This window comes from Marinobacter panjinensis, assembly GCF_005298175.1.
Lineage (GTDB): Bacteria > Pseudomonadota > Gammaproteobacteria > Pseudomonadales > Oleiphilaceae > Marinobacter > Marinobacter panjinensis.
This window is the reverse complement of the sequence record NZ_SZYH01000001.1, coordinates 47,049-61,269: the sequence shown is the minus strand read 5'-3', so window position 1 is coordinate 61,269 and position 14,221 is coordinate 47,049. Positions and strand designations below refer to the sequence as shown.

Annotated in this window: 15 protein-coding genes; 6 read left to right on the top strand and 9 right to left on the bottom strand. The window is 57.7% G+C overall.

What is annotated here, in order from left to right; translation table 11 throughout:
• The first annotated feature begins 118 nt into the window (after positions 1 to 118).
• Entirely contained in the window at positions 119 to 967 is an 849-nt protein-coding gene (nadC, locus tag FDP08_RS00295; protein ID WP_137434064.1) for a carboxylating nicotinate-nucleotide diphosphorylase, read from the top strand.
• A gap of 4 nt (positions 968 to 971) precedes the next feature.
• On the opposite strand, the gene FDP08_RS00290 is transcribed toward nadC, so the two are convergent.
• From FDP08_RS00290 to FDP08_RS00270, 5 genes are read right to left on the bottom strand one after another with little or no spacing between them, the layout of a single operon-like run.
• A complete protein-coding gene (locus tag FDP08_RS00290; RefSeq protein ID WP_137434063.1) occupies positions 972 to 1,310 on the bottom strand; it encodes a YqcC family protein in 339 nt (112 codons plus the stop codon).
• Positions 1,311 to 1,319: 9 nt separating this feature from the next.
• On the bottom strand, positions 1,320 to 2,117 hold the full coding sequence (locus FDP08_RS00285) for a ParA family protein (RefSeq protein WP_137434062.1): 798 nt from the start codon (positions 2,115 to 2,117) through the stop codon (positions 1,320 to 1,322).
• A 37-nt stretch (positions 2,118 to 2,154) separates the two neighbouring features.
• On the bottom strand, positions 2,155 to 2,853 hold the full coding sequence (gene hda, locus FDP08_RS00280) for a DnaA regulatory inactivator Hda (protein WP_137434061.1): 699 nt from the start codon (positions 2,851 to 2,853) through the stop codon (positions 2,155 to 2,157).
• Positions 2,850 to 3,410: a CDP-alcohol phosphatidyltransferase family protein gene (locus FDP08_RS00275; protein WP_137434060.1), complete on the bottom strand. Its 561-nt coding sequence runs from the start codon at positions 3,408 to 3,410 to the stop codon at positions 2,850 to 2,852. The genes hda and FDP08_RS00275 overlap by 4 nt, the downstream gene beginning before the upstream one ends.
• A gap of 33 nt (positions 3,411 to 3,443) precedes the next feature.
• Positions 3,444 to 4,760, bottom strand: coding sequence for a DUF2066 domain-containing protein (locus tag FDP08_RS00270; RefSeq protein ID WP_228263194.1), 1,317 nt, complete (start codon positions 4,758 to 4,760; stop codon positions 3,444 to 3,446).
• Between the two features lie 198 nt (positions 4,761 to 4,958).
• Between FDP08_RS00270 and purM the strand changes: the two genes are divergently transcribed.
• The 3 genes from purM (at position 4,959) to FDP08_RS00255 (ending at position 7,529) form a co-directional block, all read left to right on the top strand.
• Positions 4,959 to 6,023, top strand: coding sequence for a phosphoribosylformylglycinamidine cyclo-ligase (purM, locus tag FDP08_RS00265; RefSeq protein WP_137434059.1), 1,065 nt, complete (start codon positions 4,959 to 4,961; stop codon positions 6,021 to 6,023).
• Entirely contained in the window at positions 6,020 to 6,703 is a 684-nt protein-coding gene (purN, locus tag FDP08_RS00260) for a phosphoribosylglycinamide formyltransferase (protein WP_137434058.1), read from the top strand. Before purM ends, purN begins: the two co-directional genes overlap by 4 nt.
• Positions 6,704 to 6,788: 85 nt before the next feature.
• Positions 6,789 to 7,529 carry a DUF3108 domain-containing protein gene (locus tag FDP08_RS00255; protein ID WP_137434057.1) on the top strand — a complete coding sequence of 247 codons (741 nt, stop codon included), beginning with the start codon at positions 6,789 to 6,791 and terminating at the stop codon, positions 7,527 to 7,529.
• Positions 7,530 to 7,541: 12 nt separating this feature from the next.
• Here the strand turns inward: FDP08_RS00255 and FDP08_RS00250 are convergent, their stop codons facing one another.
• From FDP08_RS00250 to apbC, 4 genes are all read right to left on the bottom strand, one after another.
• Positions 7,542 to 8,813, bottom strand: a complete 1,272-nt coding sequence (locus tag FDP08_RS00250) for a valine--pyruvate transaminase (protein ID WP_137434056.1) — start codon at positions 8,811 to 8,813, stop codon at positions 7,542 to 7,544.
• 69 nt (positions 8,814 to 8,882) lie between these two features.
• Positions 8,883 to 9,482 (bottom strand): YjaG family protein, encoded by a 600-nt coding sequence (locus FDP08_RS00245; RefSeq protein ID WP_137434055.1) that lies wholly within the window; start codon positions 9,480 to 9,482, stop codon positions 8,883 to 8,885.
• Between the two features lie 28 nt (positions 9,483 to 9,510).
• Positions 9,511 to 10,077 carry a dCTP deaminase gene (gene dcd, locus FDP08_RS00240; RefSeq protein WP_137434054.1) on the bottom strand — a complete coding sequence of 189 codons (567 nt, stop codon included), beginning with the start codon at positions 10,075 to 10,077 and terminating at the stop codon, positions 9,511 to 9,513.
• Between the two features lie 229 nt (positions 10,078 to 10,306).
• Positions 10,307 to 11,407: an iron-sulfur cluster carrier protein ApbC gene (gene apbC, locus FDP08_RS00235; protein WP_137434053.1), complete on the bottom strand. Its 1,101-nt coding sequence runs from the start codon at positions 11,405 to 11,407 to the stop codon at positions 10,307 to 10,309.
• A gap of 162 nt (positions 11,408 to 11,569) precedes the next feature.
• On the opposite strand from apbC, the gene metG reads away from it, so the two are divergent.
• Together metG and rsxA are read left to right on the top strand one after the other, a co-directional pair.
• Positions 11,570 to 13,603: a methionine--tRNA ligase gene (gene metG, locus FDP08_RS00230; protein WP_137434052.1), complete on the top strand. Its 2,034-nt coding sequence runs from the start codon at positions 11,570 to 11,572 to the stop codon at positions 13,601 to 13,603.
• Positions 13,604 to 13,635: 32 nt separating this feature from the next.
• Positions 13,636 to 14,217 carry an electron transport complex subunit RsxA gene (rsxA, locus tag FDP08_RS00225; protein WP_137434051.1) on the top strand — a complete coding sequence of 194 codons (582 nt, stop codon included), beginning with the start codon at positions 13,636 to 13,638 and terminating at the stop codon, positions 14,215 to 14,217.
• Positions 14,218 to 14,221 lie beyond the last annotated feature (4 nt).

Below are 14,221 nucleotides of genomic sequence, written 5' to 3'. Positions count from 1 at the left end.
AGCATTCTGACTCACTTGTGTTTGGCGAATACCCTTGCGGGCTTTAGAATCATTGGCCCGTATTATTTGCATTGCCCAGGCAAGCCCAGACCCAAAAAGAACCACCGGAATCCCGACCATGATCCAAGCCGAACTGCTTCGCCAGTCCCGCATCGAAACCGTCGCCCAAAGCCTTCGGGAAGATATCGGAGACGGCGATATCACCGCCATGCTGATACCGGAGCACCGAATCAGTCGTGGACAGGTTATCACCCGCGAAGCCGCAACCATTGCCGGGCGGTCCTGGGTTGAAGAGGTATTCCGGCAGGTAGACCCCCGGGTCACCCTGGAGTGGACGGTCAATGATGGCGACGAAGTGAGCCCCGACCAATTGCTGTTTACCATGGAAGGTCCTGCCCGCAGCCTGCTCACTGGCGAGCGTGCGGGTCTCAACTGGCTTCAGATGCTCTCCGGTGTTGCGACTACCTGTGCCGGATATGCGCGGCGCGTGGCCCATACCGGCGTACAACTGCTCGATACCCGCAAAACGCTTCCCGGCCTGCGGCTGGCCCAGAAGTACGCAGTCACCTGTGGCGGCTGCCACAACCACCGCATCGGCCTGTGGGATGCGTTCCTGATCAAGGAAAATCACATTGCAGCCTGCGGCTCGATTGCCAATGCAGTAACCGAGGCCCGCCGCATTGCTCCTGGTCGCCCCGTGGAAGTAGAAACCGAAAACCCGGATGAACTGGAGCAGGCCCTTGCCGCCGGTGCGGACATCATTATGCTGGACGAGTTTTCGCTGGTTGATATGAAGCAGGCTGTCAGTCGCACTGCCGGCGCCGCAAAACTGGAAGCTTCCGGCGGCATCAACACAGACACACTGGTGCCGATCGCAGAAACAGGAGTGGACTATATTTCCATCGGGGCACTGACCAAGGATGTGCGGGCCGTAGATCTGTCCATGAGACTGGACACTGTCGGCTGAGCAGTCAGGACTGCCCGGAAAGCAGGCGGTCCATCTCCGCGAGTTCGCGAATAAGGCTGTGACCGGGCTCGCTTCTGCCCCGGAAATACTCCTCCGCCATGGGCGCCATTCCCGACACCTCCGGCAGTGGATGCCCGTTTTCGATCAGCACCTTCATTCGGTAAACGAACACGAACTGAAGCCATTGGGTAAATTCCAGGGTATCTACCGCAAATGGCTTCGTGCTTTGCAACGCCTCATCAGACGGCGGATCGGTTTCCCAGGCGCCAAGTCGCCGTAACTCGATCTCAATCTGCAGCAGGCTGTCCGCCACGCGGGCGGTATGGTCGGACGGTCTTGCCATCGTTTGCTCTCAGTCGGCCAGTGGTTCCAGTTCGACAGTTTCTCCATGGAGTACCCGGTAAAGGTCCTCGTACTGCCGTGTCAGTGGATGTTTCGGCGCCATGTGAATCAGCGGCTGTCGGCTCTGATGGGATTCCTTCATCTTCACCGAGCTGGACAGCCTCACCGGCAATACCGGAAGCCCCTCGTCCAACAGTTCGCGAACCAGCTTCTTGGGCAGAGTGGCACGGGGCTGGAACTGGTTGGCAACAATCCCTTCCACCACCAGATCTTCGTTATGGTCTTCCTGCAACTCCTGGATTTCATGGAGGATACTGTAGAGCGCCTGGCGGGAAAAGTCGTCGCAGTCGAAGGGAATAAGACACCGTTGTGCTGCGATCAGTGCCGAACGGGAATAAAAGTTCAGCGCCGGCGCGGTATCGATGTAGATCTCATCGAAAGATTCGCCCATTTTCCTGAGCGCATCCCTCAGTTTGTAGATCTTGTGCTTTGCTTCCAGCTTGTGTTCCAGAAAGTCCAGTTCCGGGCTGGAGGGCATGACAAACAGATTGTCAAAGGGAGACGCGTGAACAAACTCGTCAGCGCGGCGGTTAAACACTGTAAACGCCACCGTCTGTTCCAGGTAGTCTGCTACGGTGTCCTTGAGCTCCGACGCCGGCCGGCCCAGCAGGTAATGGGTTGAGTTGCCCTGGGGGTCAAGATCGACGACCAGCGTACGCTTGCCCCTGGCGGCGCTGATGGCGGCCAGGTTACAGGTAATACTGGATTTACCAACACCACCTTTCTGATTGAACACTACTCGTCTCATGTTTTTCCCCTGACCTGTTCCCTGTTATTTGTTCGCCCTACCAGCCCATCACCGACTTCACGAACGGTATCGTCAGCCGGCGTTGGGCACGCAATGAATTTTCATCCAGGCGATCCAGCATTGCCAGCAGATCGGCAAGCTTTCGTGGCGCACGCCTGAGAATGAATGCCGCCACATCGTCGCCAAGAACCAGCCCCCGTTGTTCGGCCCTGGCCATCAGAATCCGGAGCCGGTCATCATCACGGTTTATGCCCAACTGAATCGTTAGCCCGTGCCGCAGCCGCGATACCAGATCCGGCAACAGAAACGGCAAACCGCCTGGCACTTCTGACAGGCTGACGACCATCAGGCTTCCGTAATCATTAACCCGATTGTACAGATGGAAGACCGCTTCTTCCCAGCTTTCCAGGCCGGCAATGAGATCCAGATCGTCAAGGCAGATCACCGACTGGTTCTCCAACCCTGCCAGCGCTTGCGGCCCGAACGGCAACAACTCCTCCATACTGACGCACACGGCGCTTTGTTCACGCTGCTCGGCAAGATGGCATACGGCCTGCAACAGATGACTCTTGCCAGTGTCGGCATCGCCACAGACAGCAACAACCGGCACCGGATACGGATGCTCACAGGCCTCACGCAGACGTGCCGCAGCGGCTGCATTTCTGTCCCCGTGGAAATTGTCAAAGCGGGCGTCATCACGCAGCTTGACCCCCAACAACAGTTGCGAAGCACTCACTGACTCTTGACCCTCCAGGCCCTCAGACTCCAGACCACAATATAATGAGCCCCACTGAACAGTGCGGAAACTGCAACCACCAGAATACCGGCCTCGATAACCCACGGCTGCATTGGCAAATCCGCCAGCAGGATAATAATCGCAAGGGCCACCAGAATCTGGATCAGCGTATTGAGTTTACCGGGAATGCTGGGCTGTAAATCAAACCTGCCAACGTAGTAATGGAAAGCCAGCCCACCGCAGACAATCAGGATGTCTCTTCCCACCACCAACCAGAGCAGCCATGGCGGCAAGACACCCGTCAGGGTAAGCATGAGGTAAGCCGAAATCAGCAGGGCCTTGTCGGCCAGAGGATCTGCAATGGCACCCAGCCGGGTCCGCCAATCGAAATGGCGGGCGAGAAAACCGTCAAACGCATCGGTAGCAGCCGCGATAAAAAAAATCGCCAATGCAATCCGGTATTCCTTGGCCATAAGAGCGGCGGCAAAGGGAGCGATCATCACTATACGCAGAAACGTCAGGGCATTGGGAATCCAGCGCCAGCGATGCGTCATCATGACACGCCTCCCTCTCCTTGCGGCACCCGGATATTACTCTCCGTTTTCCGAATCAACAATCGAAGCGGGCTGCCAGCGATAATGCAGCACCTGATAGAGTGACTCGAATGCCTGTTCCGATTCCTCTTCATCCACCAGTAGCGGCTGATATACGAACAGAGGGTTAGCCGGCGAACTGGCATTCTCGGCACTGTCTTCTGCCAGCGCGAAACCACCTTCCGGTGCCTGCTGGACGGGCCCCTCAGCGCCCTCCTCACCTGAATCAACAGTATCATCGGAAGGCATCCGGGACACTTCGGCATCAGACAGCGGCACCAGGCGCGGGTCAAGAGCGATGTACTGTTTCAGCTGCTCCATTTCCCCGGAAAACACCACCCGCAGTTTTAGCTGGTTCTCACGAGCCTGTGTAGCGCCCGCTTCGAGTACCGGAGACAGGTTCTTGAGCACGCCGTTTACACTGGCATAATCTTTCAGGTCAGTTACACCATGCACCACAATATCCACCTGTGGCGATTCACCCACATCACTCCCGGCGACCGCATAACGATCCGCAAACATTTCGGCCCAGCGCCCGACAACCCGGGCGGCCAGTTCTTCTTTGGTATCCGCGGTCACCGACTGTTCCGTGCTGTCCAGTCCCATGCCATCAAAAACCCATCCGGCACGCCACTGGGAGCCGGAGCGGCGGACCCGCACCAGGGACATCAGGTCATGCTCAAGCTCTTCAGAAGCGCTCCTGACACTGGAAGTAAACTGGCCCCAGATATCGGAAAGCAGCTCGCGGTCCTGACCATAGTCCGCCGGTGGCAGGCTGACCGGGAGGCCCCGGTCTACCGCCGCATTCTCAAATATCTGCCGCCACTGGCCATTCCCGCTGCTGTCTTCCCCGTCAGCATGTACAAGGGTACGACGGCCATTTTCTTCGACGGCAATCCAGGCGAGGGTCAGGGGTCGATTGGCGCCCCAGACCGGCGCGTCGACGGAAGCGAGGGCGCGATTGACCCCGACAGCGCCAAACGACATGCGCAGGCGGTGCTGATCCTTGTCCGAACGCAGAAACTGATAGGACTGCAACAGGGACTCGGCATCGTCCAGCAGCGCTTTGACCCCTTCATTGCCAAGCACATCTCGGGTGCCGGACACGCGCACGAAAACCTGGCTCAGACCGTCCGCATACCCCTGTTCCAGGTCTGCCGGCTGTGAGCTCGCCACTGGCACTTCCACCGAGTAGAGCCCGGTAACCGTAACGGCGGCGGCCGGTGCTGCGATCAGCGCCAGAAGACCGAATAACCGCACTGACCGACGGATTATCCGCGCTGCCTGCATCGAGATTTTTCCTGAGTCTGGCATGAAACACCCTGCAATTCGTCTGAATGGCGCATAGGATACACCAAGCCCCATGGTGTGAGTAGCCAGGCGGGATTGCAGAAAGTCAATACAGCCCGCGAATGCCGACACAACGGCAAACTTGGCAATTGCATTTGGAGCGCCACTCCGCACCTGTTAAAATCCGCCGCCTGACCCACTGTCCAAACGGTTAAGCACACCATGAGCGAACACAAGCCCTCCCTCACCTATCGTGACGCCGGCGTTGATATTGACGCAGGAAACGAACTCGTCAACCGCATCAAGAACACGGCTGCACGCACACGTCGCCCGGAGGTTCTCGGCGGCCTCGGGGGATTTGGCGCGATGGTTGCCATTCCCCAGGGCTACCATGAGCCGGTTCTGGTTTCTGGCACAGACGGAGTAGGCACCAAGCTCAGGCTTGCCATGCAACTTCAGAAACACGACACCATCGGCATCGACCTGGTGGCCATGTGTGTGAATGATCTGGTTGTAGGCGGCGCGGAGCCTCTGTTTTTCCTCGACTATTACGCCACTGGCAAACTCAATGTGGATGTGGCGGCCCAGGTAGTCGAGGGCATTGGCCGTGGCTGCGAACAGGCAGGCTGCTCCCTGGTGGGCGGAGAGACTGCCGAAATGCCGGGCATGTACGAAGGCGACGATTACGACCTGGCCGGCTTCTGTGTGGGTGTTGCCGAGCGCAGTGAAATCATCGACGGCAGCCGCGTGCAGACCGGCGATGTATTGCTGGCGCTGGGTTCGTCCGGCCCCCACTCCAACGGTTATTCACTGATCCGCAAGATCCTGGAAGTCAGCGACGCGAACCTTGACCAGACCATCGGTGATACCACCCTCGCGGATGCGCTGATGGCACCGACCCGTATCTATGTAAAAAACCTGCTTCAACTGGCCCGTGAAGTGGATATTCGCGCGCTCTCCCACATCACCGGTGGTGGTCTGCCAGAAAACATTCCCCGGGTTCTGCCAGACGGTATGGTTGCCGCTATTGATACCGACAGCTGGAAGCTGCCCCCGGTTTTCCAGTGGCTGAAAGAAGCCGGCGGTGTTGCCATCGAAGAGATGTACCGCACCTTCAATTGTGGCGTGGGCATGGTCGTCTGCGTTCCTGCCAATCAGCGTGAACTGGCGCTGGATACGTTGAACGCACTGGGTGAAAAGGTCTGGCAGATCGGCATTATTGAAGCAGCGGAAGACTCCGCCTCCTCATCGTCTGTACGCTATGCGCCGGGGCTGCTGTCGACATGAAGGCAGATTCCGTAACCGCCCCTCGTATTCTGGTTCTGGCCTCCGGAAGCGGGACCAATCTGCAGGCTCTGATTGACGCCAGTCGCGAGCGCGATTTTCCGGGCCAGATCGTAGCCGTCGGCTGCAATCGGCCCAAGGCGTTCGCCCTTGAACGCGCTGCACAGGCAAATATTGACACATTCACCGTGGACCACACCCGATACGGATCCCGTGAGGAATTCGACGGCGCACTGATGGCCGAGATCCGCCGCCACAATCCGGACCTGATCGTGCTGGCAGGATTCATGCGCATTCTCACCACGGATTTCGTACAGGCCTTGCGCGGCACCCTGCTGAACGTCCACCCCTCGCTGCTGCCAAAGTATACCGGGCTGAATACCCATCAGCGCGCACTGGAGGCGGGCGAAAAGATTCATGGCGCGTCCATCCACTTTGTCACTGAAGAGCTGGATGGCGGCCCCATTATCGCCCAGGCAGAAGTCATCGTGGCCCCGGACGATACCGCCGAGTCTCTTGCCGAAAAGGTGCAGCGCAAAGAGCATGTGCTCTACCCCATCGTTGTTCGCTGGTTCTGCGAAGGGCGCATTCAGCTTGGCTCTGATTATGTGGTTTTCGACGGGCAGCCCCTGAACAGCCCCCTTGTGCTTCCGGACGACGGTAACGCAGCGACCGCTGAGTGACGTTATCGTCATCTGTGGGAGCACCCTGGCAGGTTAGACTGCTCAGAGGTAAGTACGCCTGCCATTGTGCAACCGGAGAAGTTCTATGCACCTGAAACACAGCACCACAGTCTTGCCAGTTCTGCTGGCCTGGTTGCTACTTTCTGGCGCCGCCCTCGCACAGCTGAAAGAAGGCACGGAGCAGGTCCCTCTTCACCCCATGGAGCTCAGCTATAACGCGTCCATGGACAAGGGCATTTCCCTCAAAGGCAGTGCCCGCCGCATTCTGGAAAAACGGGATGACGGCACCTGGCGTTTCCGCACCGATGTGGACTCGTTTATCGCCGATATCGACGAAACCCTGATCTTTCGCTGGGAGAATAATCAGGTGGTCCCCCTGCGTTACCGTTACGAGCTCTCCGGCTTCCTGATCAAAACCAGGAAAGAAGCGATCGACTTCGACTGGGACACAATGGTGGTCAGCGGACACCATGAGGGCGACAGGTTTTCGATGGCGCTGGAAGAAGGCGCTCTTGACCCCATGGGCTACCAGTTGCAGTTGAGCCAGGACATAAAGGCCGGTAAGCGCGAAATGGAATACCGGGTGATCGACAAGGGTGACTACGACACCGATCGTTTTGCGGTCGTTGATGAAGAAATCAGGCGAATCAATGGCGACGAGGTCACGACTCTCAAGGCAGAGAAAGTCCGCGACAGCGATAGCAAGCGACGATCCCTGATGTGGTTCGCACCAGAGCGCGACTACCTGCTCATCCGCTTCCTGCAGGTAGAGCCGGATGGCAGCGAGTACGAGCTCACCATTAACCAGGCCTCTTTTGATCGCTAGGCATTCGGTTATTTACTTCCCGGCATCGGCCCAGACCGCCTTCACTTCCTCGGCAATGATGCGCAATCCCCGGGCGACCCGCTCATCGTCCTGTGAGTAAGTTACCCGCAGGCATTCATGACGATGCTGCCAGCCATCCTCCGGTAATCCCGGGAAGAAGTAGTGCCCGGAGACCACCAGTACACCTCTTTCCTTTAACCGCTGGTACAGCTCAAGACTGGTAATGGGCAAGTCCGGGAACCACAGCCACAGGAACATGGCGCCTTCGGGTTTGTGCACATACCAGCGACAACTGTCTTCGCCCATGGCGTCGCGAAATACGGCGACGGCCCGTTCCATCTTCGCTTTGTAGAAGGGGCAGACCACGTCCCGGCTGAGTGACAGGATTTCCCCGGAACGCACCAGGGGTTCCGCCAGCATGGCACCAAAACTGCCCGTGGCCAGGTTCATGATGGCGTTAATGCCCGACAACGCCTTGATGACCGGCTCTGCGGCAATAACGATCCCCGTGCGCACAGCCGGCAGGCCAAACTTCGACAGGCTGAGACAGAGAATCACCTGTTCGTTCCAGTGCGGTGTTGCATCGACAAACAGCAGATTCGGAAAGGGTGTGCCGTAGGCTCCGTCGACAATCAACGGGATATTGTGCTGGCGCGCCATGGCTTCAAGCCTGGCCAGTTCGTCATCAGTGACCACATTGCCAGTGGGATTGGTGGGGCGGGAAACGCAGATGGCACCGGTTTCACCAGTAACCTCAACCGCATCGAAATCCACGCGGTATTTGAATTCGTGGGCATCTGTAAAAGAAATGTCTGGTTGCACCGCGTGGAACAGCCCCGGCTCGATACCCGCATCGGCGTAACCGATGTATTCCGGCGCCAGGGGCAGCAGGATGTGCTTGTGCACCCCGCTGCCATAGTCACCGCCGAACATGTTGAACAGCATAAAGAATGCCGCCTGACTGCCGTTGGTCAGGGCAATATTTTCCGGCTTCAGACCCCATCCATACTCCCGGTTCAGCAGTTCCGTCAACGACGCAATAAACTGTTTTTCGCCCTGGGGCGGATCGTAGATACCCACCATTCGGCGGGTGTCGCCTTCGCTCCGGGCTATATCCGCCAGGATCTGCTGAACCCGTTCCTGGATTTCCGGAATATGGCCAGGATTGCCCCCGCCCATCATGATCATGTCGTCGCCGGATGCCAGGGCATTGCCAAGATCATCCATCAGCGAGGTGATGCCCGCATCTGCGGTAAATTTCCGGCCGAACGAAGAGAGTTTCATGGTGTCTGTCTGTATCGGTTCAAAACGGGTTGTCATCCCAGTGTAGGACAGAGCCGGCAACGCCGCCTGTCAGTCGTTCAGGGAGATACCGAGGTTACTCACGCCCTCGTTGGCGGCGTCCTCGCGGATACGCCCCACAAACTGGCTGGTGGGGGTACGCTGGCGCTTGAGGGCAAGAATCAGGTCACGCTGGAAGATCTTGTCCTCTTTCATCAGCGGGTGCTGCTCCAGCAGCCGGACCAGCTCGTCCTCGTTCAGATCCTCCCCTTCAGAAAGCTCAATGAAGTTCATCACCGTTGCCGTGGCCATCTGCGAGGCATCGGTGGCGCGGTGCTTGCCCGGGTTGAGCCGGTTCAGCAGCGCCTGTTCAAGCAACTGGCAGAAATCGAAAGCCGGGTAGACACCGTAGGCGTCGTAGGCATCCACATCCGGTGACAGGGCTTCCAGTTTTGCCAATAGCTGGGGGACGGCCGCTTCGGAAACGTCTTTTTGCAGCATTTCCCAGCCCAGATCCAGTAACTGGCGCATTTTCGCACCAGTTTTCAGCTCAACGGCGTCGGCGAACAGCGCGTAGTTAGGAAACGACCGCTCCGCAAGGGCCATCAGGAAGGTGAATTCCCGCCAACCCTGCAGTTGTGATACCGCTTTCAGAAACTGATTGGCATTCACTGTGGATCTCTCCTGAGGGTAAAACCACTCATGTTCGTGGCAGGGTCACGCCTGTTTGTCCCAGGTATTTTCCGCCGCGGTCCTTATAGCTGGTATCGCAGACTTCGTCTGACTCAAAGAAGAGCATCTGGGCGATGCCTTCGTTGGCGTAGATTTTGGCCGGCAGGTTGGTGGTGTTGGAAAACTCCAGGGTCACCTGCCCTTCCCACTCTGGTTCCAGCGGTGTGACGTTGACGATAATGCCACAACGCGCATAGGTGGATTTGCCCAGGCAGATGGTCAGCACGCTGCGGGGGATACGGAAGTATTCCACGGTGCGGGCCAGGGCGAAGGAGTTGGGCGGAATGATGCAGACGTCGCCGGTGTAGTTGACGAAGCTGTTTTCGTCGAAGTTCTTCGGGTCCACGGTGGCGGAGTGGACGTTGGTGAAGATTTTGAATTCGTTGCTGCAACGGACATCGTAGCCGTAGCTGGATGTGCCGTAGGAGATTACGCGGCCTTTTTCGGTTTCGCGGACCTGATCATACTCGAAGGGCTCGATCATGCCGTGTTCCCGGGACATCCGGCGAATCCAGTGGTCGGATTTGATGCTCATGGGTGACGTCTCGTATCCATAAAAAAAGAGGCGGTAGTTTACCTGTTCACTTAATGGCTGTCGAAGCTTTGGGCTTTTGAATTCCACCTTTAGCTTGGGGGCTGCAAGAACAGGCAGGGCCTTCCGAAACACGCCGTTAATACGTCCCTGTAGGCTTGAGAAAAACATCCATGTTTTTCACAGTTTCGGAAGGCCCTGCCTGTTCTTGCGGTCTGACTTTTTGCGTGGATCAGTGTTCTGTTACGGAAACACTGGAAATAGAGCCCGTCAGGTTTCTTTCGCGGGTAGAAAGTTCAGCGCCCACCCTTCGAGCGATGTCCTTGTATCGTCTTGCCACTTCCGAGTCAGGTTCCGCCACTACTGAGGGCTTACCGCCGTCGGTCTGTTCGCGGATGGTCATGTGCAGGGGCAGTTGGCCCAGCAGCGTGGTGTCGTATTCTTCGGCGATGCGCTCGCCGCCGCCGTGGCCGAAGAGGGGTTCTTCATGGCCGCAGTTGCTGCAGATGTGGACGCTCATGTTTTCCACCACGCCCAGTACCGGGATTTCCACCTTGCGGAACATTTCGATGCCTTTCTTGCCGTCCAGCAGGGCAATGTCCTGGGGTGTGGTAACGATCACGGCGCCGGTGACCGGGACTTTCTGGGCGATGGTGAGCTGGATGTCGCCGGTTCCGGGGGGCATGTCGATGATGAGGTAGTCCAGTTCATTCCACAGGGTCTGCTGCAGCAACTGCATGACGGCGCCACTGACCATGGGGCCACGCCAGACCATGGGGGTTTTGTCGGTGACCACGAAGGCCATGGAGTTGGCCTGCAGGCCATGGGCTTCCATGGGAATGAAGTATTTGTTCTCCCGGGTTTCCGGGCGTTTGCCTTCGGGTACACCCAGCATCATGCCGATGCTGGGGCCGTAGATGTCGGCGTCTAGGATGCCGACGCGGGCGCCTTCGGCTTGCAGGGCCAGGGCCAGGTTGACGGCGGTGGTGGATTTGCCCACGCCGCCCTTGCCGGAGGCGACGGCGATGATGTTTTTCACCCCGGGCACGGACTGGATGTCTTTCTGGCCCTTGTGGGAGTGGATACGCTGCCCCACATGGACATCCACGCTTTCAACGCCTTCAACGTCGTCAAGGGCGTTGGTGAGCAGTTCCTTCAGGGCGCCAGCGATCCCCTTCGATGGATATGGCAACTCGATCATGACGGTAACCCTGCCACTGTCATCGGTCGTCAGGGATTTCACCGCGCCCAGCTCATACAGATCCTTGCCCAGGTATGGGTCGCGGTACTGTTTTACCGCGGTTTCCAGTGCGTGCTGTGAAATCTGTGCCATCGGAGTCTCCGGATATAGCGCTGAAGCGGGTGTTTCGGGTGAAAAAACTTTGCTTGGAAGGTATCATCTGTGCCCGTTTCTGGCCATAAGGAGTTTTGACCCTGAACAAGGCCGGCAAACGCGAACGCCCAACTCCTGACGAATGAAGGTTCGGACCATAACATGACGCAAGCGAGTTCAAAGCAACAGCGCGATATTCTGGTAACCAGCGCCCTGCCGTACGCCAATGGCCCCATCCATCTGGGCCATCTGCTGGAATACATTCAGACCGATATCTGGGTGCGCTATCAGAAAATGCGAGGCCAGAACTGCTACTACGTCTGTGCCGACGACGCTCACGGCACCGCAATCATGTTGCGGGCCGAGCGGGAAGGCATCTCATCCGAAAACCTGATTGACCGTATCCGGGAAGAGCACCAGCAGGATTTTGGCGGCTTCCATATCCGCTTCGACAACTATTACACCACCCATTCCGAGGAGAACCGCCAGTTCTCGGAATACATCTACCGTCAGCTGCAGGAAAACGGTCACATCGCCACCCGCAAGATCACCCAGTCCTATGACCCGGAAAAGAAAATGTTCCTGGCGGACCGGTTTATCAAGGGCACCTGCCCCAAGTGCAAGACCGAAGACCAGTACGGGGACAACTGTGAGGCCTGCGGTGCCACCTATACCCCGGCGGAGCTGATCAACCCGCGCTCGGCGGTCTCCGGCGCCACGCCTGTCGAGAAAGAATCCGAGCACTATTTCTTCCGTCTGCCGGCGTTCGCAGATTTTCTCGCCAACTGGACCCGCAGCGGCACCCTGCAACCCCAGGTGGCCAACAAACTGGCCGAGTGGCTGGATGCCGGCCTGCAGGAATGGGATATCAGCCGCGATGCGCCCTACTTCGGTTTCGAGATTCCCGATGCGCCGGGCAAGTATTTCTATGTCTGGCTTGACGCCCCCATCGGTTACCTCGCCAGCTTCAAGAATCTGTGCAACCGGGAAGGCATTGATTTCGAGCACTTCTGGAAAGCGGATTCCACCGCCGAGGTCTACCACTTCATCGGCAAGGACATCATCAACTTCCACGCCCTGTTCTGGCCGTCCATGCTCCACAGCGCCGGTTTCCGCACCCCGAGTGCAGTCTGGGCCCATGGATTTGTAACGGTGAATGGCAAAAAGATGTCCAAGTCCCGGGGCACTTTCATCATGGCCCGGACCTATCTGGACCACCTGAACCCGGAATACCTGCGCTACTACTTTGCCGCCAAGCTTACCGGCAGCGTCGATGACATGGATCTGAACCTGGAAGACTTCGCCGCAAGGGTCAACTCGGATCTGGTGGGCAAGGTGGTGAACATCGCCAGTCGCAGTGCCGGGTTTATCACCAAGCGCTTCGATGGCCAACTCGGCACCGTGACCGAACACGACAAGATGAAAGAGTTTATTGATGCCGGGGAAGAAATCGCGGACTTCTACGAAGCCCGGGAATTCGGCCGTGCCATGCGTCGCATCATGGAGCTGGCGGATGTCGCCAACCAGTATGTAAACGATGAGCAGCCCTGGGTGATTGCCAAACAGGAAGGCCAGGACGACAACCTGCAGGCCATCTGCACCAACGCCATCAACATGTTCCACCTGCTGATGACCTACCTGGCACCGGTACTTCCGGAAACCGCCAAGGCCTCGGAGGGCTTCCTGAATGCCCCGCTGGACTGGAACAAGCGCGAGCAACGCCTCGAAAACCACGGCATCAACAAGTTCAAGCCGCTGATGAACCGCGTCGAGATGGCCCAGATCGATAAAATGCTGGACGCCTCAAAGGAAGAGCTGCCTGCAGCGACAGGGCAGAAAGTGCCAGAAGCCAATCTTGAACCCATCGCCGATGAGATAGAATTCGGCGACTTCGCGAAAGTCGACCTCCGGGTGGTTAAAATAGTGAAAGCCGAACATGTTGAGGGTGCAGACAAGCTTCTTCGCCTTACCCTTGACGTGGGGCATGGCGAACGCAACGTGTTTGCTGGTATCAAGTCTGCTTACGAGCCAGAAAATCTGGAAGGACGCCTGACAGTGATGGTTGCCAACCTTAAGCCCCGCAAAATGAAGTTCGGCATGTCTGAAGGCATGGTGCTGGCAGCGGGCCCTGGTGGCAAGGATATCTTTATCCTGTCCCCGGATTCCGGTGCCACACCCGGCATGCGTATTATGTAAGGGCCGGCACGCGGGTCAATGGAGCAAGGCGAATGACCGAATATCTGCTGATTCTGGTCAGCACCATTCTGGTGAATAACTTTGTGCTGGTCCAGTTCCTGGGCCTGTGCCCGTTCATGGGCGTTTCCGGAAAGCTGGAAACGGCCATGGGTATGTCCCTGGCCACCACCTTTGTGCTGACCCTGGCTTCAGTGTGCAGCTACCTGGCCTATACCTACCTTCTGGCCCCACTTGACCTGGCCTTCCTCCGGACAATCACCTTTATCCTTGTGATTGCCGTCGTAGTCCAGTTCACGGAAATGGTAGTGCGCAAGACCAGCCCGCTGCTCTATCGGGTGCTGGGGATCTTCCTCCCCCTGATTACCACCAACTGTGCTGTACTCGGTGTCGCCCTGCTCAATATAAACAGGAACAACAACTTCGTTGAATCGGTTTTATACGGGTTCGGCGCGGCCGCCGGTTTTTCCATGGTTCTGGTCCTGTTTGCCGCCATGCGTGAGCGCATCGCCGTCGCCGATGTACCGGTGGCGTTTCGGGGGGCTGCCATCGGATTGGTGACGGCCGGGCTGATGTCATTGGCGTTTCTGGGCTTCAGCGGTCTCGTCAGCGTTTGACGGG

Bases quoted from the DNA above. Each gene is read 5' to 3' on its own strand.
- FDP08_RS00275 (WP_137434060.1), bottom strand. From the start codon at position 3,410: ATGATGACGCATCGCTGGCGCTGGATTCCCAATGCCCTGACGTTTCTG.
- purN (WP_137434058.1), top strand. From the start codon at position 6,020: ATGAAGGCAGATTCCGTAACCGCCCCTCGTATTCTGGTTCTGGCCTCC.
- FDP08_RS00290 (WP_137434063.1), bottom strand. From the start codon at position 1,310: ATGGCAAGACCGTCCGACCATACCGCCCGCGTGGCGGACAGCCTGCTG.
- FDP08_RS00270 (WP_228263194.1), bottom strand. From the start codon at position 4,760: ATGCCAGACTCAGGAAAAATCTCGATGCAGGCAGCGCGGATAATCCGT.
- metG (WP_137434052.1), top strand. From the start codon at position 11,570: ATGACGCAAGCGAGTTCAAAGCAACAGCGCGATATTCTGGTAACCAGC.
- rsxA (WP_137434051.1), top strand. From the start codon at position 13,636: ATGACCGAATATCTGCTGATTCTGGTCAGCACCATTCTGGTGAATAAC.
- purM (WP_137434059.1), top strand. From the start codon at position 4,959: ATGAGCGAACACAAGCCCTCCCTCACCTATCGTGACGCCGGCGTTGAT.
- dcd (WP_137434054.1), bottom strand. From the start codon at position 10,077: ATGAGCATCAAATCCGACCACTGGATTCGCCGGATGTCCCGGGAACAC.
- FDP08_RS00255 (WP_137434057.1), top strand. From the start codon at position 6,789: ATGCACCTGAAACACAGCACCACAGTCTTGCCAGTTCTGCTGGCCTGG.
- FDP08_RS00285 (WP_137434062.1), bottom strand. From the start codon at position 2,117: ATGAGACGAGTAGTGTTCAATCAGAAAGGTGGTGTTGGTAAATCCAGT.
- apbC (WP_137434053.1), bottom strand. From the start codon at position 11,407: ATGGCACAGATTTCACAGCACGCACTGGAAACCGCGGTAAAACAGTAC.
- FDP08_RS00250 (WP_137434056.1), bottom strand. From the start codon at position 8,813: ATGAAACTCTCTTCGTTCGGCCGGAAATTTACCGCAGATGCGGGCATC.
- nadC (WP_137434064.1), top strand. From the start codon at position 119: ATGATCCAAGCCGAACTGCTTCGCCAGTCCCGCATCGAAACCGTCGCC.